The sequence below is a fragment of the Paenibacillus sp. NMA1017 genome (genome assembly GCF_058895805.1).
Map to the genome: position 1 here is coordinate 25111 of NZ_JBZXYR010000014.1, position 18539 is coordinate 43649.

General features: G+C 41.6%; 19 protein-coding genes. 4 read left to right on the plus strand and 15 right to left on the minus strand.

Going from position 1 to position 18539, the window contains the following annotated elements:
- Positions 1-197: 197 nt before the first annotated feature.
- From AC5ELV_RS23340 to AC5ELV_RS23370, 7 genes are all read right to left on the minus strand, one after another.
- Positions 198-1190, minus strand: coding sequence for an SPFH domain-containing protein (locus tag AC5ELV_RS23340; protein WP_493432091.1), 993 nt, complete (start codon positions 1188-1190; stop codon positions 198-200).
- 43 nt (positions 1191-1233) lie between these two features.
- Positions 1234-2028: a TPM domain-containing protein gene (locus tag AC5ELV_RS23345; RefSeq protein ID WP_493432092.1), complete on the minus strand. Its 795-nt coding sequence runs from the start codon at positions 2026-2028 to the stop codon at positions 1234-1236.
- Positions 2025-3059, minus strand: a complete 1035-nt coding sequence (locus tag AC5ELV_RS23350) for a TFIIB-type zinc ribbon-containing protein (protein WP_493432093.1) — start codon at positions 3057-3059, stop codon at positions 2025-2027. Before AC5ELV_RS23350 ends, AC5ELV_RS23345 begins: the two co-directional genes overlap by 4 nt.
- Positions 3060-3085: 26 nt before the next feature.
- A complete protein-coding gene (locus AC5ELV_RS23355; protein WP_493432094.1) occupies positions 3086-3706 on the minus strand; it encodes a PspA/IM30 family protein in 621 nt (206 codons plus the stop codon).
- A gap of 183 nt (positions 3707-3889) precedes the next feature.
- Positions 3890-4732 carry an aldo/keto reductase gene (locus AC5ELV_RS23360; RefSeq protein WP_493432095.1) on the minus strand — a complete coding sequence of 281 codons (843 nt, stop codon included), beginning with the start codon at positions 4730-4732 and terminating at the stop codon, positions 3890-3892.
- 275 nt (positions 4733-5007) lie between these two features.
- Entirely contained in the window at positions 5008-7392 is a 2385-nt protein-coding gene (locus AC5ELV_RS23365) for a phosphoketolase family protein (protein WP_493432096.1), read from the minus strand.
- Positions 7393-7687: 295 nt separating this feature from the next.
- Positions 7688-8410, minus strand: a complete 723-nt coding sequence (locus AC5ELV_RS23370; RefSeq protein WP_023986502.1) for a GntR family transcriptional regulator — start codon at positions 8408-8410, stop codon at positions 7688-7690.
- A gap of 353 nt (positions 8411-8763) precedes the next feature.
- Between AC5ELV_RS23370 and AC5ELV_RS23375 the strand changes: the two genes are divergently transcribed.
- A complete protein-coding gene (locus AC5ELV_RS23375; RefSeq protein WP_493432097.1) occupies positions 8764-9915 on the plus strand; it encodes a glycosyltransferase in 1152 nt (383 codons plus the stop codon).
- 118 nt (positions 9916-10033) lie between these two features.
- On the opposite strand, the gene AC5ELV_RS23380 is transcribed toward AC5ELV_RS23375, so the two are convergent.
- From AC5ELV_RS23380 to AC5ELV_RS23390, 3 genes are all read right to left on the minus strand, one after another.
- Entirely contained in the window at positions 10034-10984 is a 951-nt protein-coding gene (locus tag AC5ELV_RS23380) for a ring-cleaving dioxygenase (RefSeq protein WP_493432098.1), read from the minus strand.
- 74 nt (positions 10985-11058) lie between these two features.
- On the minus strand, positions 11059-11457 hold the full coding sequence (locus tag AC5ELV_RS23385) for a DoxX family protein (protein ID WP_493432099.1): 399 nt from the start codon (positions 11455-11457) through the stop codon (positions 11059-11061).
- 66 nt (positions 11458-11523) lie between these two features.
- On the minus strand, positions 11524-11751 hold the full coding sequence (locus AC5ELV_RS23390) for a DUF896 domain-containing protein (protein ID WP_493432100.1): 228 nt from the start codon (positions 11749-11751) through the stop codon (positions 11524-11526).
- Positions 11752-12202: 451 nt separating this feature from the next.
- Here AC5ELV_RS23390 and AC5ELV_RS23395 point away from each other — a divergent pair, with 451 nt between their 5' ends.
- Together AC5ELV_RS23395 and AC5ELV_RS23400 are read left to right on the plus strand one after the other, a co-directional pair.
- Positions 12203-12622: a hypothetical protein gene (locus tag AC5ELV_RS23395; protein WP_493432101.1), complete on the plus strand. Its 420-nt coding sequence runs from the start codon at positions 12203-12205 to the stop codon at positions 12620-12622.
- A 669-nt stretch (positions 12623-13291) separates the two neighbouring features.
- The gene (locus AC5ELV_RS23400; RefSeq protein ID WP_493432102.1) at positions 13292-14185 is read left to right on the plus strand and encodes a hypothetical protein; all 894 of its coding nucleotides are present in this window, start codon (positions 13292-13294) and stop codon (positions 14183-14185) included.
- Between the two features lie 378 nt (positions 14186-14563).
- Here the strand turns inward: AC5ELV_RS23400 and AC5ELV_RS23405 are convergent, their stop codons facing one another.
- Together AC5ELV_RS23405 and AC5ELV_RS23410 are read right to left on the minus strand one after the other, a co-directional pair.
- Entirely contained in the window at positions 14564-15982 is a 1419-nt protein-coding gene (locus AC5ELV_RS23405) for a transcriptional regulator (protein WP_493432103.1), read from the minus strand.
- A gap of 180 nt (positions 15983-16162) precedes the next feature.
- Positions 16163-16327: a hypothetical protein gene (locus tag AC5ELV_RS23410; protein WP_493432104.1), complete on the minus strand. Its 165-nt coding sequence runs from the start codon at positions 16325-16327 to the stop codon at positions 16163-16165.
- Positions 16328-16426: 99 nt separating this feature from the next.
- Between AC5ELV_RS23410 and AC5ELV_RS23415 the strand changes: the two genes are divergently transcribed.
- Positions 16427-17164 carry a hypothetical protein gene (locus AC5ELV_RS23415; protein WP_493432105.1) on the plus strand — a complete coding sequence of 246 codons (738 nt, stop codon included), beginning with the start codon at positions 16427-16429 and terminating at the stop codon, positions 17162-17164.
- Positions 17165-17245: 81 nt separating this feature from the next.
- On the opposite strand, the gene AC5ELV_RS23420 is transcribed toward AC5ELV_RS23415, so the two are convergent.
- Genes AC5ELV_RS23420 through AC5ELV_RS23430 form a run of 3 tightly spaced genes read right to left on the minus strand, consistent with a single transcriptional unit; the run spans position 17246 to position 18425 of the window.
- Positions 17246-17857, minus strand: a complete 612-nt coding sequence (locus AC5ELV_RS23420; protein ID WP_493432106.1) for a glycoside hydrolase family protein — start codon at positions 17855-17857, stop codon at positions 17246-17248.
- Complete coding sequence (locus AC5ELV_RS23425; RefSeq protein ID WP_493432107.1) at positions 17857-18123, minus strand: phage holin family protein; 267 nt, start codon at positions 18121-18123, stop codon at positions 17857-17859. The genes AC5ELV_RS23420 and AC5ELV_RS23425 overlap by 1 nt, the downstream gene beginning before the upstream one ends.
- A gap of 23 nt (positions 18124-18146) precedes the next feature.
- Positions 18147-18425: a hypothetical protein gene (locus AC5ELV_RS23430; RefSeq protein WP_493432108.1), complete on the minus strand. Its 279-nt coding sequence runs from the start codon at positions 18423-18425 to the stop codon at positions 18147-18149.
- Between the last annotated feature and the right edge of the window lie 114 nt (positions 18426-18539).

Sequence of the window (18539 nt, forward strand, 5' to 3'; positions counted from 1 at the left end):
TATAAATACATACTATATAGTTATAGTACCTTATCCTGAGTACCTTTTTCAATCCAATAAATCGGATTTATGAAGAACGAACTACATAAAAAAGCAGCCATCACAGAAGATACTCTGCGATAACTGCCTTTTGGCTTACAGGATTACCTGACCCAGTCGGAACTCTCTTAAAATAGTGAAGTTCGGCCATAACTATATTATCCGTTCAATTTTTGTCCACAATTCGGACAGAAGTTAGCTCCTTCGTTTTTTGTACCGCAATTCGGACAAAAATTGGGCTTATTCCCGTCTCCAGATGGAGAGGAGGCAGTAGGTGCAGGCTGAGTCTCAGCAGAAGGCTTTTGATTCGGGTTCAAATTTTTCATCATTTCATTTGCTATATTCATTCCCATCATCATACTCGCCATATCTGAAGCAGCACCGCCGCCTTTTACATTACCCGATGCAATCCCGTCCGTCATCGTCACTTGTTGGTACTTTTGCAGATTACCGATCATTTCATGAGAGGCTGTCTTCGTGATCATATCTTGGATCTCTTGAGGATAATTGAAGCTCATCACATGAAAGCCAGTAATCGTCATACCGTTGTCCATCACTTCCATATCCAGATCTTCTTGAATACCTTTCGAAATGTCAGAAGCATTCGCCTGCAGATTGAACATATCCTTTCCTTCTTTGCTGATCCACTTCATCAATAACTGATCCAACACCGAAGTAATCCGTATTTTAACATCCTCAACTAGATAGCTGTCCTTCACTCCGGCAATCTTATCGATGAGCGTAACATAATCGTTCACTTTAAAATTAAATGTGCCATTGGCACGGATCGGCATACCGCCTGGCAGCTGGGGAGTCGGGATCAGCACTGGATTCTGCGTCCCCCATTTGACAGTAAACTCCTTCGTATTAACGAATAAGACCTCTACCCTCATGCCACTGTTAAAACCAAATTTAAACCCTTTTAAGGTGGATAGAAATGGAATAATGTCAGAGTCCATGTTATATGACCCTTCATTCTCAAAAATACCCTCTATTTTGCCGTTATTTACAAAAATCGCGTCTTGACCGGAGCGGATAATTAACTTACTTCCTTTTTTAATTTCACGATTACTCCACTTCCAGAAAATCATATCATCTCTAAATTCTTCCCACTCTACAACATTTGCAAATTGATTTCTGAAGAATCCCATGCTGTATCCATCCCTTCAGTTTAGGATTTTGCAAAATCCTCAGTTAAAATGATCCTCTGCTGCCGCTATGCGAATGACCGCCGCTGGTAGTTCCGCCACCACCGCCTGAGCTGCTGCTGCTACTGCTCTTTTCAATCTTCCGTTTCGTTGTCGTGGTGTGAAGATACTGATCTCGATGCTCCAGAACTCCTGAAGCGTTCGCATCCTCGTAGGTCTGCCGATTTACCGTAACCCGCCCCCCAGAATTGGAAACCATCTTGCCCACGATCAACGCCGCCAATCCCAGCGCCACCGCCAAATGAAGCCATCCTTTAAAAAATATACTGTCTGGATTCACCCCTGGACGGATTGCCAAATATCTGTGCGCGCTCAGAATATACTTTTGAAATGCCAGCCCATAGTTGCCGTTCGTCAGATCCGGGCTAATCTCATGACGTATTTTAGTAAGCCTGTCGTCATCCAGATACCGTTCTGCCTTATAAAATCCGGCCAAGTACACCTCTCTATTTCTCATATCCATCGTTAAAATGACTGCGTTCCCATGAGATCTGTCATACCCAGGGCCATGGTCATCATAAAAGTCCTGCGTCATTTTCATAACATCCATATTGTCGGGATTGAGGGTAGTATAAATAATAATGTCCGTTTCTCTTTCCGCTCCGTATTGATTAGCCATAGTGTTCAATACATCATACTCTTCCTGATTGAGCAGACCCGCTTCATCATAAATCAATGACTTCATCTCTGTCGTAGCTGGTTCGCCCTTCATTTCCATAGGAACTGCCAGAAAAGCAGCAAAGAACAACAAGACGGCTACAATGGCTCTATGCTTTTTCAATAGAATTCCCCTCCCATCATCAGCCAAGTGATTAACCTTAATGAGAAGAGAGTCATGCCGAAAATGCCTGCAAACCAAGCCGTCACTTTGAACTTACTAATCGGAGGCTTACCGACTACCTTGCCCGTCTGTCCGTTCATAGCAAACGTATGCTCCAATTGATTATAGTCATAGTGTATGACCCACACCGGGAGCAGGACATAATCCGCTTGTTTTAATGTAGTATCAATTTGCTTTTCCGTGTAGTTCACGGCCGTATACTCTGACACCGTAGAATGAATATAAGCATCAATATATTCCTTCACTTTTTCTTTGACTCGCGGGAAAAGCTCTTCTTCGTTATAACTGTACTTCTCCGCAATATAACCTGCTAGATATGGCGTTTTAAAGGTTTTTAACTGATCGTATGGAAAAGGCTCCAATTTATCCATCAGCTCGTCGTTCATTTTCTCCGCAGCATCAATCGGAACCTTTACATAATTCAAACGGATTTTCCGATATACATCAAAATGCTTCGTTTCCGTATATTCGTAGTCTCCGCTCGTATAGGTTCGCACTTGGGTACCTTCACCTTGAACCTCAATTTTATTATGTAATTCATATAACCAAAAGGGTACATACATCCCGGTTATTCCCTTGATTCGGTCTGCTATCATGAACCGATTCGGCGTCAGACGGCCATTCTTGCACCATTTTTTGAAAGCAGCTATGGCTTCTTCCTTACTGATTGAAAAAGGAATAACCTGCGCTGGGGCCAGCTTCCCGGTCAGTCGATCCCCGAGAACCACGGCAGAACCACAAAAGCTGCACACCGTTGCACTTGTCTCAACGTCGGTCATAATCACCGCTCCGCAGTTATTACAATGATACTCATGGGCCTCATCTTCTGAAAAAATACGATTTATCAGGGGATCAGGAATAGATTCGATATTGTCCTCTCTTCCGCAACTATGACAGGATAACCTCCCTGTCTCACTGTCAAAGACCATGCCGCTGCCGCAGTTTGGGCATTTGTATTCAATAACCGGCATCTGCTCACCTCTTCATATAGATACTGTTATTCATCTTCTGTGTTCGTACTCTTCTCGTATTGTGCAAATAAAGCATCCAGGTCGTCCTTCGTTCCTGCCCGAAGCTCAGCTATAGCCATTGCCTCATCATACGCTCTGTTCACCTGCTCTTCCATAACTTCAAAAGCAGAATTTTCGCTGCCTATAGAATTCAAGGTTTGCTGTGCTTTGGCAACCGCCAGCTTCCCTTTAAGTTCAGCGCGCCGCGCTTCTAGCTGCCCCATATCGGACACCAGCTTCTCCTGCATTTGTTTCATATTTACGGCGTTTGTCGAAGCTAAATCATAGGACGTTTGTAATTGTTCCAATTTCTCCGCCTGCAAACCTTTCCTCTCCAGAAACTTTCGAGCTTCCTCTTCTTTACCAGCTTCCACAGACTTACTGGCATAATGCTGGAGCTTTTTAATCTGGGCTTTGCATTCATCCAGTGCTGTTTTCGCCCTTCTCTCATCAGCTAACACGGAAGCCGTTTCCGCCTTCACCTTGCCTAGCTCACTGTTCAAATTCCGCATATAATCGTCAATGGTCTTCTCCGGATCTCCCACCTTATCCACTAAGGCGTTAACATTCATTTTCATAATATCCCTAAACCTCGACAAAATTCCCATGATGACCTCCTTCGAAAGGACTACATTCCACCATATCATACATCAAATCCGGTAAAAAATGTTCAGCATAGCTCTATATACTGACCCACTGATCACTTTCGGATGTATGTTCGTTTTATGATAAAAGCAAAGGGTCCAAAAACCCGCGACAGATTTTCGAACCCTTTTATTTTATTGTCTTGATTATAGCTCTTCATAGGACTTGGGGTCCTGCCCCCATATCCGTCCATCCTCACTGCTAAATGCCGAAATCATGTTCATTTCCTCTGGAGACAACTCAAAATCAAAAATATCCAGATTCTCCGTTTGGTGTTTTAAAGAAGAGGCCTTAGGGATCGGGATTGCTCCAAGTTGGATATGCCAACGTAAAATCGCTTGTGTAGTCGTTTTACCATGAGCAGCAGCAATTTTCCCAATCTCTTCATTCTCCAGCATACTGTGACCGCGACCCAAGGGGCTCCACGATTCCGTCACAATGCCCTGTTCAGCATCTTTTGCACGCTGATGCTCCTGATTAAACAATGGATGCAATTCAACTTGATTTAAGCTCGGCGTGACACCTGTTTCCCGAATTAAACGCTCGTTATGCTCGGGCAAGAAATTGCAGACCCCGATGGAACGAATATAGCCCCTTTTCTTCGCCTCAATCAACGCCTGCCAGGCTTCAACATATCGATCAATTTGGGGATTCGGCCAATGGATTAGATAAAGATCATAGTAGTCCAGATCTCCTCTGTATAATGACTCTTCGATCGTTACAATGGCTTCTTGATAAGCATGTCGACGACCCGGTAGTTTGGAGCAAATCAACAATTCTTCTCTGGGCACAGAGCTCTGCCGGATCGCTTTCCCGACAGCACCCTCATTTTCATAGTTGAACGCTGTGTCGATCAGACGGTAACCTGCATCAATCGCGCTGGTAATTGCCTTGACTCCATCTGCACCCTTCAATCCAGCTGTCCCAAATCCAATGACAGGCACCTTAGTGCCATCATTCAATACCTTCTCCGGAATTGGATCGTTCATATTAACAGCCTCCTTTACTATTCTCATATAACATAACACCTCTTCAAAGCTCCGAAAAAATATAGAAATCCATTCCGTTCCCTATATATGTATATACCCACTAGCTCGTAACTTCCCTACCAAGTTCTCTGTGTGCTAAATCAAAAAACGCCTGATCCCCATTGAAATCATACTTGAAGTCAAGGGGTCAGGCACTTGTACCACTACCAAATCATATATTTCACTTCATACTTAATTGCTTGGTTGTCCAACACAAAGTTGAAGCGTCTTAATTTTTATTTCAAGCCTTTCCATACCCAGTTCTCTACCTCTGGCAAGTCAATACCCTCTTCGCGAATGAATTGATGATGTTTCTTAACCGTAGCATCCATTTCATCCACAATGTTGGTGTACTTCCCAGCGTCAGGTAAGTTTAGAACAGCTTCCTTCACTAAGTCAAAACGATCCATTTGATTCAATACACGCATATCAAATGGTGTCGTAATATCGCCGTTCTCACGGTAACCATGTACATGCAAATTATGATTGTAACGATCAAAGAACAAATCCTTGATCAGACCTTCGTAACCATGGAAAGCGAAAACTACTGGTTTATCCTTTGTGAAAAAATGATCAAACTCGGTGTCAGATAATCCACGCGGGTCTAGCTTTTGACTTCTCAGTTTCAGCAAATCTACCACGTTGATGTACCGAATCTTCAAGTCAGGCAGTTTTTCATGCAAAATGGAAATCGCAGCTAAACTTTCAATCGTTGGCTCTGTACCCGCAGAAGCAATGACAAGATCAGGTTCTCCACCTTGATCTGTACTTGCCCAGTCAATGATCTTCAACCCTTTATCCACCAATTCTTTCGCTTCATCAGCACTAAACCATTGGGGACGTGGGTGTTTAGACGAAACAATCAAATTGATCTTTTGACGGTCGTTTAAAATAGTGTCGAAAACAGCCAACAAGGAATTGGCATCAGCTGGAAGATACTCCCGAATAAATTCTGGTTTTTTATCAGCCAAATGACCTAACAAACCTGGATCTTGGTGTGTATACCCATTATGATCCTGTTGGAACACTGTTGAAGTTGCTACGACATTCAGTGATGGGATATCTGCACGCCATCCTTGATCCGTTGCTTTACGCAGCCACTTAAAGTGTTGGGTGATCATCGAGTCAACCACACGCAGGAAGGCTTCGTAACTTGCAAAGAAACCATGACGACCTGTTAACACATAACCTTCCAGCAGTCCTTCAGCTTGGTGTTCGGATAATTGAGAATCAATTACGCGACCATAGGATGATAAGAATTCATCATTAGGTTCAATAATTTGGTCCATCCATTGGCGTTTGGTTACTTCAAAAACAGGTGCCAAGCGGTTAGACATCGTTTCATCCGGTCCGAAGATTCTGAAATTACGATTTTCTTCATTTAAGACAACCACATCTTTAACGTATTTCCCTAAAACCGACATATCTTGCGCAATCACTTTACCAGGTACGGAGTTATCCAGCGCATAGTTACGGAAATCCGGTAATTTCAAGTCTTTAATGAGGTTACCCGCATTCGCAACAGGGTTCATTCCCATACGTTTATCACCTGTAGGTAGAATTTCAGCAAGCTCAGGTTTTAAACGACCGTTTTCGTCAAACAATTCCTCTGGTCTATAGCTATTCAGCCATTCTAATAAAGCAGGCGCGTGCTGCATATTTTTTTGATCGACTGGAATTGGAACCTGATGGGCACGGAACGAATTTGTATTCGGCACGCCGTCCCATTCCTTTGGACCTGTCCAGCCTTTAGGGGAACGGAATACAATCATCGGCCACGCCGGACGAGTAAGGTCATTATTTTCACGCGCATTCTTTTGAATAGCTTCAATTTTCTCGATGGCCGTATCCAATACTTTCGCCATTTCTGAATGCATGTGATCCGGATTTTCACCTTCAACAAAGAATGGCTCCCAACCCAAACCTTTAAAGTATGAGGTCAATTCTTCTTTTGATTGACGAGACATAATCGTTGGGTTACTAATCTTAAAGCCATTCAAGTGCAAGATTGGTAGCACTGCACCATCTGTGATGGGGTTGATAAATCTGTTAGAGAACCACGAAGCGGCTAATGGGCCCGTTTCAGCTTCGCCATCACCAATAACAACAGCCGAAATCAGATCAGGATTATCCAGAATGGCACCTACACCATGAGAAAGGGAGTAACCTAATTCTCCACCTTCATGGATAGATCCAGGTGTTTCAGGAGCAGCATGTGAAGCAATACCGCCAGGGAAAGAGAATTGTTTGAACAATTTCTTCATACCTGGGATATCTTGTGTAATTTGTGGATAGATTTCAGTGTAACTTCCATCCAGATAAGAATTTGAGACCATAACCTGGCCACCGTGACCAGGACCTTCAATGTAAAGCATGCTCAAATCATATTTATTAATAACACGATTTAGATGTGCATAAATAAAGTTTTGTCCTGGAATTGTGCCCCAGTGTCCAATAGGCTTAACCTTCACATCTGAATCTTTTAAAGGCTCTCTCAACAAAGGATTATCTTTTAAATAAAGCTGACCTACCGAAATGTAGTTCGTTGCACGCCAATATGCATCAAGTTTTTCTAAATATGTTTTAGATGAATAATCTGCTAACACGGGTGATAACGACATTGTGTCCACTCCCTAAGTAGTATTGTTTGTAATTTATTTCCGGAAATTTCATCTACATGTACATCATAACGCCGCGCCGATTAAATTCAACCTTTTTCACAAGTGATACGGTCCAATTTTGTGAAATTTTGAACATACTATGAAATATAAATTAAAAAGACAGTAAAAAAGCTCTTACATTAAAATATATAGAAGTATAAACCAATAAAATTTGTAATAAACGAGGTGATCGCAGGCTCCGATCCTTTTTTTCAAAACCATAAAAAAAAGACCGGAGAATTCTCCAGTCTTATCATTAGTGTACCGATACAAAGGTATTAAATTTCAAATATTTGTAATGAAATCGCATATGAGAAAACTCAAACGGCGTACCGTTATCTAAAAAGAACACACCTTCCATAATCCCTACAGGCTCATTTTCATTTAAATGTAGCAGCTTTTGATCATTCTCTTGGGACGGTTCTGCAAAAATGGATAAAAAAGATTTGGTGACGGCCAAGTTCCGCGAGTCTTCCAAATAATTAAAAATAGATCCCTCGATAATGGTCTGATTTAAATTCTGGACGATTTTAATGGGGATATAGCCTGTTTCAATCATAAAAGGATCATCATCAAATAGACGCAAGCGGACAATTTTGTAAACAAAATCATGAGTCTCCAAGAACAAATCACGCTGTAATTCTTCTGTTGGCGGAATGACCTCAAAACTCAGTACTTTGATTTTAGGCTTTTTACCATGCATTTGAAAATTATCAGTGACCCCTAGATTAGAGCCTTCGTAGTTAAAGATAGATTCATTTCTTATGTATAATGGATTAATAAATGTCCCGGAACCTTGTTTTTTGAAAATAATTCCGACATTCTCCATTTTAGTCAGAGCACGTTTAATTGAACTACGACTAACCTGGTAAGTCTCACTAAGACTACGTTCATCTGGCAATCTCATATCTGCAAACTTTCCCGCAAAGATTTTCATCTTGAGATCGTCAATAATTTGCTTATAGACAAATTGTGTCATATAGTACTCCTCTTTCAGGTCTTCTATAACTCCATATAGTTTACCATAACTTGCCCATTTCATCTCTTGTTTGTTTCTGTAGCTGAGTGGGCCTTCAACGAATAGGAAGCGTCCTCGCTTTTACTTTACATCTCTATGTATAATACCATGATTACATATACATAACACCACGGAATGTACCTTTAAATCAGCAGAAAATACAGAACCCCCACCTTTACTTCCGCAATAAGACCAAGCCTGTTTCGAGCCTTGAGGGATGTTTGACTAGACCAGGCTAAAATCCTTGAATACATTGTTATTATTTATCTTGTTCATACGTTTTTCTAATAAGATTAATGGGGGGGGAGATCATATTGGCTATCCGCTACAGCGTCATCATTCCAACCTATAATCGAGTCCAGCAATTGTTGCTTACACTCGCTTCATTTGAGACACAAACCTATCCAAAGCAACTATTCGAAGTCATTGTAGCTGATGACGGTTCTACAGATGGAACGAAAGAAATGGTCGAAGGCTTCAAAGTATCCTATCCTCTTATCTATGTGTCTCATCAGGAACAACGCGGTCGATCTGCCGTTCGAAATTTGGGGCTGCGCCGTGCAAAAGGGCTATACATCATCTTCTGCGACGCTGACTTTGTAGTATTACCGGAATTTATTAGGATCGTGAGCCGTTATCACCGTAAATATCCCAAGTCCGTGCTTTCAGGCATTCCTCACTCGTGGGACGATGCTTTTACCCATTATTACCCTGACTTTTCTCCTGAAGAAAAAGAACAATGTCGCAACATACTTACGCAGTCCAACTTATGGAATGCTGACTATGAAGCAGCGAACGAAATTACTCCGATCATAACCCCAGAAGATATCCTTCACCAAACGGGTGCACTGTCTAAAGTAGTTAGTCCCACAAGGGTTCCTCCCAATACGCAGAAACAATTTGCCTCAACAGACGTAGCTCCCTGGATGCTGCTGGTTACTCGTTGTGTAGCCATCAGACGCAGCCACTTGATTCGTATTGGAGGTTTCAATGAAAGGTTTGTGCTCTATGGACTCGAGGACTGGGACCTTGGCTATAGACTGCATCGCTTGAAGATTCCTTTTTATTGCATCAAAGAAGTGGTCGGATACCATCAGGAACATCCCACCTATCTCAGAGGTAACGTGTTAAATACGGAAAATCTGAGAATCATGTATGAAACCTACGGATTCAATGACTCCTCGTTAAATTTATTCGCCCTTATCCCTCCATCCGAGGATTTTGAGACCTACAAAAATACATTGCGGGTATTGCGCAGGGGATTCCGCTCTAGGTTAACACGCTCATCAGCACTGTTATTAAGAAGAACACTACGCATTGCAGCCAAGCAGTTCTACGATCAAAGCAATACTCATGCATACAAAAAATCATTACACTTGATAAAAAGGAAAGCAGCGAACCGGAAAAGTCGAGTCGCTCACGTGTTACGAGAAATGCTGGTGAAGTCTGAAAAGCTGGTGGAATAGCAAGAGGCCGGAAGGGCACGAGACACATGAATTTTTCCCGTAATAAAAAGACTCCTCCATATGAGAGCAGGCCAAACTCGGCAAGCTGTCTTATGGAAGAGTCATATGCAACTTTTTCTTACTTTTGTTTTTCCGTTAATGTTCTCACTTTAATAGGATGCAGATTCGCCTCGATTTGAGCCCGCTGGGGTTCATACCACTCTGGCAGCATTAATTTCTGCCCCAAAGATTCAACAGGTTCATTATTAGCAAATCCCGGTGGATCTGTTGCAATTTCAAATAGGATGCCGCCTGCTTCTCTGAAATATATCGCATTAAAATATTGGCGGTCTATGATTGGAGTCGGCTGATAGCCATAATGCTGGACTGCGCTTCTCCATTCTTCATGTTGTTCGAAATCTTTTGCACGCCATGCAATGTGATGTACCGTGCCTGCTCCACCAAATCCTAAATCCATTTTGACGAGCGGTACATCTACGATGTTGCCAATTTCTCCTACGGACTGATAACGGGCATATTCAGCGTCTTCAGCGATTTTCGTAAATCCGAGTATGCTCTCCAATGCATCCATTGTTTTCTGTGGGTTGACGCTAAATAGCACGGCACCTCCAAACCCCTTAATTGCTTTATCGGCCGAAATGCCACCGTAAGACCAAGTACTATTCGCTCCCGCTTCACGTTCGACAAGCTCAAGACGTAGACCCTCATTATCCTCGAATTGAAGATATTGTTCAGAAAAACGGCTCGTTTTCGTAACTTGAATATCAAAGCTTTCCAAACGGTGCTGCCAAAAATCAAGTGAACCTGGGGGTACCACATACGTGGTTATACCCACCTGGCCACCTCCGATTCGTCCTTTAGGAGTTCCTGGCGCAGGAAAAAAAGTAATGATTGTTCCAGGACTTCCTGCCTCGTTGCCAAAGTACAAGTGGTAAACCTCAGGAGCATCGAAGTTGATTGTTTTCTTCACTAACCGAAGCCCCAGGACGCCGGCATAGAAGTCGACATTTTCCTGCGGATTACCAGCAAAAGCTGTAATATGATGGATACCTGTAGTTTGAAGTGACATATAAAACCCTCCTTTAATCGTAGGAACCTTTATTTTTTGTTGTTGATGACTTTTAATGACCTAAACATCATGTTTTATCTAAGTAATGCATCAATGGAATATGAACCTGCCCCTGTCAACGCAATACCAATTACGACTGCAATAAGAACTAGCGGATATTCATAGCCATTAGCTGTGGCCCAGATCCCGTTTGGACCATGTACTTTAAAAATCGCTCCGAGCATAGTCGCCGTAATCAACAATGCAGCCAGTGGAGTGAGCAATCCTACAGTAAATAGAGCTCCTCCCAACAATTCCATCACCCCAGCAGCCACTGCCATGAACACCCCGGGCTTAATGCCGATCGATTCCATCCAACCGCCGGTACCTTTTGGACCGTAACCGCCAAACCAACCAAAAAGCTTCTGAGCTCCGTGCCCTACCAATAACAATCCAACCACCAAACGTATCAGTAACAATCCACTTGCCAACATAAAAATCACTCTCCATATTATATTATTTTAAGATTATTAAATTAGAGATATTAAATAAAATTAAATTCATTGTTTAGCGATTTGAGCCTGTTCTTTTTTTAGTTTTTCAGGCGTAACATCGTCTCCATTCGGATCATAAATCGTAGCGTTCAAGAGAATGCTCTGTACAGAACCCCGGAAGATTTGAAGGTATTCTTTGCGAAGATCCGTTTGTTCCGTTTTTTCAATTTCAGTTAATCCGATTTCTTTTGCTTTTTTTGCGAGCTGATTAATTCTTTCTAAAATTGTAATCATGTATATACCTCCCTGTTCATAATTTGCTGTTGTTTTATCTTTAATTTATTTATCTTGATATAAAGATATAATATTTTTCTATCCGTGTCAATACTTTTTCTAAAAGAAAAGCAGATGAACTCTTGAGTTGCTTTTAAAGGTGAAAGAAAAAGCAACCGGAACACTTAGAGACACCTTTAAGCTACAAGTTGTGTAAAACCTCTTCAACTCAATTACTAGAGCCATAATAAAAAGCCACCAACCAGAATCACTGGCTGATGGCTTTCTTGTCTTACTCAAATGGAGGCGAACTTACACTTTTAAAAACCCTGCATGTTACGTATAAGCTGTAGCTTCATCAAGAAGCCTTTTAATTTTACTCTTTTCCGGTCCAATAAATGATTTCTTTCTATTTACAAAAAGCCCCCCTTTTGATAATACTGGAAGTATCTCATTTGGAAGGATGGCCAACATGAAATACTTCAAACAAAGACTAAGTAAAGAAGATATACAGGCACTCAGCAAGGAGCAAGTAAAAGCGATCAGCGGGAGTGCATTTTTAAACGATCCTGAACAAGCCGATATTATTTACGATGTCGAAACAGATACCCTCCACACAGTTGTATCTACTGAAGGCAAGGACGGTAGCTACGCTATTATTACTGCCAACGGAGAATTAGATTGGAATGAATCATTTCTACCATTGTTTACAGTTGGTCAATTGCTAGATGCTCTCTACCTTGAAGACTCTGTAGAAATTAAGAGTTTGCCAAGGGGCGGCTGGATCGTCATACTCGATGATAATGTGTTCCAGACTAAAGATAATGATGGTCTAGTTAACATCCTCTTGGATGCCTTATTGCTAAAAGTTTCAAGAGAAAACGGATGCTGATTTTAATCAAACTCCCTGAACTAATCGAGGCCACTGAAAAAGTCTCTGCAATAAAATACGAGAAAAAAACAAACCTCGGAATGCTCCAAGGCTCGGTATCTCTAAGATAATATTTGACTATAGACAACAAAGGCAATCCCATTGCCTGTATAGTTTCAGTGTGGTAACATAAGAATATAAATAAGGGGAGTCGCTACACTCCCCCTGAACAACGATGTGCCTCACGGCGCGCACTGCAATATCACAGCAAAACCCACCAAGGCGGCAAACCTAGCGGTGGGTTTTTCGTTTGTTGCGCTTTGACCTGATCCATCGATAAAACTTGCGTCCACTAAACCAGAGACTTAGCAGCGTGGCAGTTAATTTTAAGATCAAATAAAGCACACCAAATGCAGTCATGGCGTCACCCCCTTTCGGGAAGCTGCGCCGTGACCCCCACCCGTTGTCCAATCCAGATTATACCACAAGTCCTCATGTTGAGGGCTTTTTATTTTGTTCATTAAAAAGAGCAGGAGGATCGTCTCCCCAGCTCTTTTTGTTAAACCCATACCTCTAGAATCACAAGGGCGTGATCAGGCCATCTGTTGTACCGTACATACGTAATTGACATATGGTAAATAGTTCTATATTGTGGGATTATGCGGTAAATCAGAAAAGGAGGATTTCGGAATGGAAGTGGACGCTATTGAAAAAGACCTGCTTAATGTTGAAGATTTAGACGCAATCGTACATTACATCAGGATGTGTTATACATCAGAAGATTGGGAAAGACTTCTAAGGTTGACAGAGCATCTGTATATGTGTGCCAAGTCAAAATATGATGCAACATTTAACAACATAGATGAGAATTTACATAGTAAAGAATTAAAACAACCTCTGGTATTTTACTACGGTTACAGCCACCTAATGCGTGGTGTAGCACATCTAAAGATGCAAAATTACACAGCCACCCAGGACTGTATTGAAAAATACTCTGAGTTAGGTTGGTTTAACGGGTTGGATAAGGATGGGCTTGAGGTAGTAGAGAACTTTAAACTTTTAGCTAAATTAAACCAATACGAATTAAAAATGTTTGAAGGTAACAAACATATTATACCCGAGTATATAAGATTTTTGGAAATATCCCCGGAAGACGATTGGCTTCCGGCCCATGTCTCAATCGTCGAAGCAGCCTTACAGTATGAGTGGGACATTGATCCTGAATTAGCATCCATGAATCAGCATAGTGCATCATTCGCAGAACTAGAGGATTACGGAAATATTTTTCAATTTATTGACTATTCTTATCATTTAGCCCTGTATCACCTAAGAAAAGATAAGTTCGTCGATGCATTAAAATGTTTGCTACAGGCATTGGAATCCTCCATTAAAATAGAAGATGGTAAATACTTCAAACGGTGTGTAGCTCTATTCGAGGCGTTTAGAGGTTTCGCCACCCCGTCTCACCTTGACAGTTATGCCCTGATCTTTAAAAAAATCTTGGAAGGGGAACTGAAAAATGAAAAAGGTATTTATTACTTTGACAATCGTATTAGGTTTGATCATCCTCACACCGCCCATTAACACAGGGTCTGGTTCAATCACTCCTGATAGTCACGGAATATTCTAATAATAATATTTATTGTCGATAAGTATTACTGTGAAGGGAATAGAGTTTTTGGAATCTAACTTGGAGAACATGGGGCTTGATTTTGTGTCTTGTCGTACTTACAATTGAGTTGTTGTGATTGCCATATCACAGCGTCCAAAACAAAAGCCCTCCGTTAAGGAAGGCTTTTGTTTTATCACATCTACTCAAATTCAAACTGAGCAACGAAAAAAACTCTGCCGACCAATTAAGGTTAGCAGAGCTTTTCCTTGCTTTAGAATCCCCCGATTTGATCATAAAGTTGGATTTCTGCAACATGTGACTGAATAGGTATAGTAACAATAAACAGGAAACTAGCCGCAACTACTAGCAATGCCGTTTTTTTCAACATTACTCAACCACACCTTTTCAATTAGATTAGAAAACTCTGTTTTGCTTGCAGGAGTAGCGTGAACTTGGAATCGCATAAACAGCCCCATGCAGTTTATAAAGTAAGTTTCATTATTTATTATATGCGACTTTACCATTGCATACATCAAATTTTTAAAGCCATCACTATACTTCCCCAGATGCAAATAATAATAAGCTAATTCGTAGCCAAAACGCGCAAATTGTTCTGGTATTACTTGTTTCGTATACATATCAAACTCTAACGACTCCTGTTGCACAAAAGAGTCAATAATCGTTTCAAAACGTTCAAGTGCATTATTCACATCCAGCTTATAACGATTAGCCGCCATCATAACATTTAACAGTTTGGTAACTATTTCTTTTTCAGTCGTTTCTGTTGATGCAGCGATATAATCGACATAGTCGTTCAGCACACTAATGTCTCCAGATAAAAGTTTATTTACATACGTATTACCTTCTGCCCACTGACTGAACAAGTTTACCCAGTGTTGAGTATCTTCATCAGTCTCTTTGACCCAATCTAAATTCGCATAGGCGTATGTATATTGTAGAGCTTGTTGATAATCGCCCCGGGCTTCACAAACACTAGCGCACAACAGGTCAGCATAAGCAATGTAACCAAATAATGGCCCTCTTGTTTTCTTTTCTTGCGTTCCATCCTTGCGTTTCTCGTTATGGATGATCGAATATTGGATCTCTGCTTTAGCTCTCATTTGCCTTGCCATTTCGTCAACCTTGTCCCATTTGCGTAATGACCTATATACGTTTGCCAGATCCTTCAATGCGTCAAGCTGGTCTATTTCATCCAAACGCTCAACAAAGGCTTCAAAAACGGCTGCTGCACTAACATTTTGGCTTTGATCGTCTCCAATCTGAATCGTGAATATACGATATTGACAGACTGCCAAGCGTTCAGAGTGTTGATATTTCTCCGCTTCAGCTACCCCTTCATAGAGCAGTAGCGCAGCCTCATGTCGTCCCTGCGCCAACAATTCTTCTGCAATTTCAAATAGCTTGGGTGAATATAGTAGATTGTCCATGATAGCTCCCACCACTCGACGGATCGCATCCAGCTTGTCCAACTCCGCACAGCGAAACAAAAATGGCTCGATTCGTCTCATATTCGGAGGATGGTCGATGATGTAGTTTTCTATGAACAAGCCATAAAAGTGACCTTCCGGTAAACCCATAGCCTCAGTAATTCGATCCAGTTGGTTAACAGACAAAGGCTTGTTTCCTGTCACGATAGCACTTACTGCTCCCCTATTCATATCCGCAATATGACCAAATTGTGTTAAACTCAATCCTTCTTGTTGTAGGAATCTGTCTAATTCTGCTCTAATCGTAGGTGTATGCTTCATGTCATATCCACCTTCCACACAGAAATTCCAAAACTTTTTATTATTGCATTCTATTGTTGTCCATAATTTAACAGTTGTCAATATACTATGCAACTAATATAAGTATTCAATTTTTGGCATGAAATGAAACAAAAAAAAACACTCTCGCTAACCTTTGCAGTCAACGGAGAGTGTGATTCTCTATATTTTTTTCTCAGTGTTGTTGTTCTTATTCTTTTTCTCAGCAAGAAGTATTCCTAAAAGTACGTATCCCCTATACAATGTTCCAATTAACAATATTCCACCCGCAATAGAAATAAGGATAATTAACATATTAAGTATAAACGGTATTAAATCAAAAGCCATAATAACACCTCCCCTAAAAAACATCTTGAAAAAGGAAAATTTTTGCTATAGAATGGAAAATGTAACTATATTCTATATATATTTTAGGAGGTTTTGAAAATGAAGTCAAAAATTTCATTGTTTCTAGGTCTTATTTTAGCGTTGAACTTGTCAATTTTGTCATCTGTCTCCTTCGCTAGTAGCACATCAAACACCGAAAACAATATTGTTGATGTGCATAATGTGGTACCACAAGAATATTTTGATAAGTACAAAGGTGTATATAAGAGCAAAGGAGAAGTTTTGAACGCTTTTGGATTGGAATCACAAAGTAAACAGTCCCTATTGGGCCAAGGAATTGACACCGCTGACAAAACCCCTGCATTAAACGCAGATACTGTTGATGAAATGGCTGCTATAGCTGCTTACATATACGGACCTCCAACAAATGAATCTTCGAAGGATTCTACTATCATAAATCCAAGCGATATAAAAGAAGTAGGCGAAAAAGCTGATTTTCAAGAGCAATCAATCACTCCCCAAGCTATTGCAACTAAAAATTTTGAGGTTATGTTGTACGAGTTTGGAGGAGGGATATACACTGTTAAAGGCTATGTTGATTTAAAATATGAATCATCTACTGGTTTTATTACACAAACAACAGCTACCAGCTCATTAGTTGGTGCAGCTGCATTTGCAACATGGAGTCCCGAGTCTCCAATAATTGATTCTTCAGCAAAATACAAACGGACTATAACTTGGAATGGTACATTAACGACTAGAGTAGCAGGCGATGAATATTGGAGTAAACGTATATCTAAAACAGGAACATTCTATAGTGGAAATGTCATTGAATAGGTTGAATTGCTAATTGTGGTTTAATATTTTCATTAGTATAAAAATCCCCGCCAACCAGGTTAAGGTTAGCGGGGATTTGTCTTACTTGCTTACTGTAGCCGTATTAGTCTTACTATCCCACACAACAGCAGCGCCCAATGCCTCGCCCACATCCCGCACCGCAACATACGTCTTACCGTTAATCATCACAACGTCCGTGATGGGCTTGCCGTATAGGATTACATTTGCCTTTTCCATCTTTTCATTGCCCCCCTTTGCCGCATCCGGTTTGTTATACAAGGCTAACTCCGCCGCTCTGCGCCGTGTCAGACCCGCCAGAACCTTACCGCCAGCCTTGTCGTATTTGGTGATACTGACGGCAATCTGCGCGACTGTGCGGCCTTTACAAAGGCTGCGCAAATTACCAACTCCACAGTTGTAGCAGAAGCTGACCAAGGCATCAAATTGGTTTTGATTAAGTTCCACAGGCACATACGCCTTATCGTTGACGTAAGCCTCGTATTTGGCAAGGTCAGCGACCAACATAGCGTCTGCCTTGGCTTGTGTTAAGGTCATACCCTGCTTAACATCCGGGCCGTAGTGACCCCAGCCAATTGTCCAATATTTCTCTGTTGGCACAGGCTTGTACGCTGTGAGGCGACAGCCCTCGAAGTTTTTAATTAACGCGAGTCCCGCTTTCGATATCTTCCGCATTACTTGTCAGCTCCCTTCTTTGTTTGCTTGACCAGTTGATTGCCGTAGACAGCAAATGCCCCAGCTAACACCCCCTGGATCACTGCCTGTGGTCCCCAGCCTACCATCCAGACCGTCAGGATCACAGCTACAGCAGTGACGATATATACAATGCTCCAGTCCGGCACTTTAGGTGTTTGCTTAATTCCGATACCGATAACCCAGCACACCGCCACAACGATTAATAATTTGGGGTCGATTAACGACCATACAGTGTTCCAATCCATATAAATCATCCTCTCTCGTTCTATTATTCTTCCAAACGGTCAAGTCGCTTGTGCGATTGCTTGGAAGATTCCTCTACCCGTGTAACGCGCTCAGACAGCATATCTATTCGTTGGCCTTGCGCTCGCTGATCTAAACGAATATCATCCACGCCGCGCTTGATGTAGTCCACATCTGCACGTTGCACAGCATCGGCAGACGCTTCCTGCGTGATGTCCTGTTTATATGATCGTGTCCTACCAATCCAGCCTAATGCTATTCCACTTGCAGTAGCTACAATAGCCAATATTGCTGAAAAATCCATTCTGCTCCCCCGTCTCTATAGGTCAGGACAAATTTCCTGACCTTTGTCAAAATGAAAAGCCCCTGACCACTCCGGGGGCATTAAAAAACACGCCTCACATTGAGCGTGTCGGTT

Coding starts and splice junctions, on each gene's coding strand:
- AC5ELV_RS23340 (WP_493432091.1), bottom strand. CDS start 1,190: ATGGGATTCTTCAGAAATCAATTTGCAAATGTTGTAGAGTGGGAAGAA.
- AC5ELV_RS23350 (WP_493432093.1), bottom strand. CDS start 3,059: ATGCCGGTTATTGAATACAAATGCCCAAACTGCGGCAGCGGCATGGTC.
- AC5ELV_RS23355 (WP_493432094.1), bottom strand. CDS start 3,706: ATGGGAATTTTGTCGAGGTTTAGGGATATTATGAAAATGAATGTTAAC.
- AC5ELV_RS23360 (WP_493432095.1), bottom strand. CDS start 4,732: ATGAACGATCCAATTCCGGAGAAGGTATTGAATGATGGCACTAAGGTG.
- AC5ELV_RS23365 (WP_493432096.1), bottom strand. CDS start 7,392: ATGTCGTTATCACCCGTGTTAGCAGATTATTCATCTAAAACATATTTA.
- AC5ELV_RS23370 (WP_023986502.1), bottom strand. CDS start 8,410: ATGACACAATTTGTCTATAAGCAAATTATTGACGATCTCAAGATGAAA.
- AC5ELV_RS23380 (WP_493432098.1), bottom strand. CDS start 10,984: ATGTCACTTCAAACTACAGGTATCCATCATATTACAGCTTTTGCTGGT.
- AC5ELV_RS23385 (WP_493432099.1), bottom strand. CDS start 11,457: ATGTTGGCAAGTGGATTGTTACTGATACGTTTGGTGGTTGGATTGTTA.
- AC5ELV_RS23390 (WP_493432100.1), bottom strand. CDS start 11,751: ATGATTACAATTTTAGAAAGAATTAATCAGCTCGCAAAAAAAGCAAAA.
- AC5ELV_RS23395 (WP_493432101.1), top strand. CDS start 12,203: ATGAAATACTTCAAACAAAGACTAAGTAAAGAAGATATACAGGCACTC.
- AC5ELV_RS23400 (WP_493432102.1), top strand. CDS start 13,292: ATGGAAGTGGACGCTATTGAAAAAGACCTGCTTAATGTTGAAGATTTA.
- AC5ELV_RS23405 (WP_493432103.1), bottom strand. CDS start 15,982: ATGAAGCATACACCTACGATTAGAGCAGAATTAGACAGATTCCTACAA.
- AC5ELV_RS23410 (WP_493432104.1), bottom strand. CDS start 16,327: ATGGCTTTTGATTTAATACCGTTTATACTTAATATGTTAATTATCCTT.
- AC5ELV_RS23415 (WP_493432105.1), top strand. CDS start 16,427: ATGAAGTCAAAAATTTCATTGTTTCTAGGTCTTATTTTAGCGTTGAAC.
- AC5ELV_RS23420 (WP_493432106.1), bottom strand. CDS start 17,857: ATGCGGAAGATATCGAAAGCGGGACTCGCGTTAATTAAAAACTTCGAG.
- AC5ELV_RS23425 (WP_493432107.1), bottom strand. CDS start 18,123: ATGGATTGGAACACTGTATGGTCGTTAATCGACCCCAAATTATTAATC.
- AC5ELV_RS23430 (WP_493432108.1), bottom strand. CDS start 18,425: ATGGATTTTTCAGCAATATTGGCTATTGTAGCTACTGCAAGTGGAATA.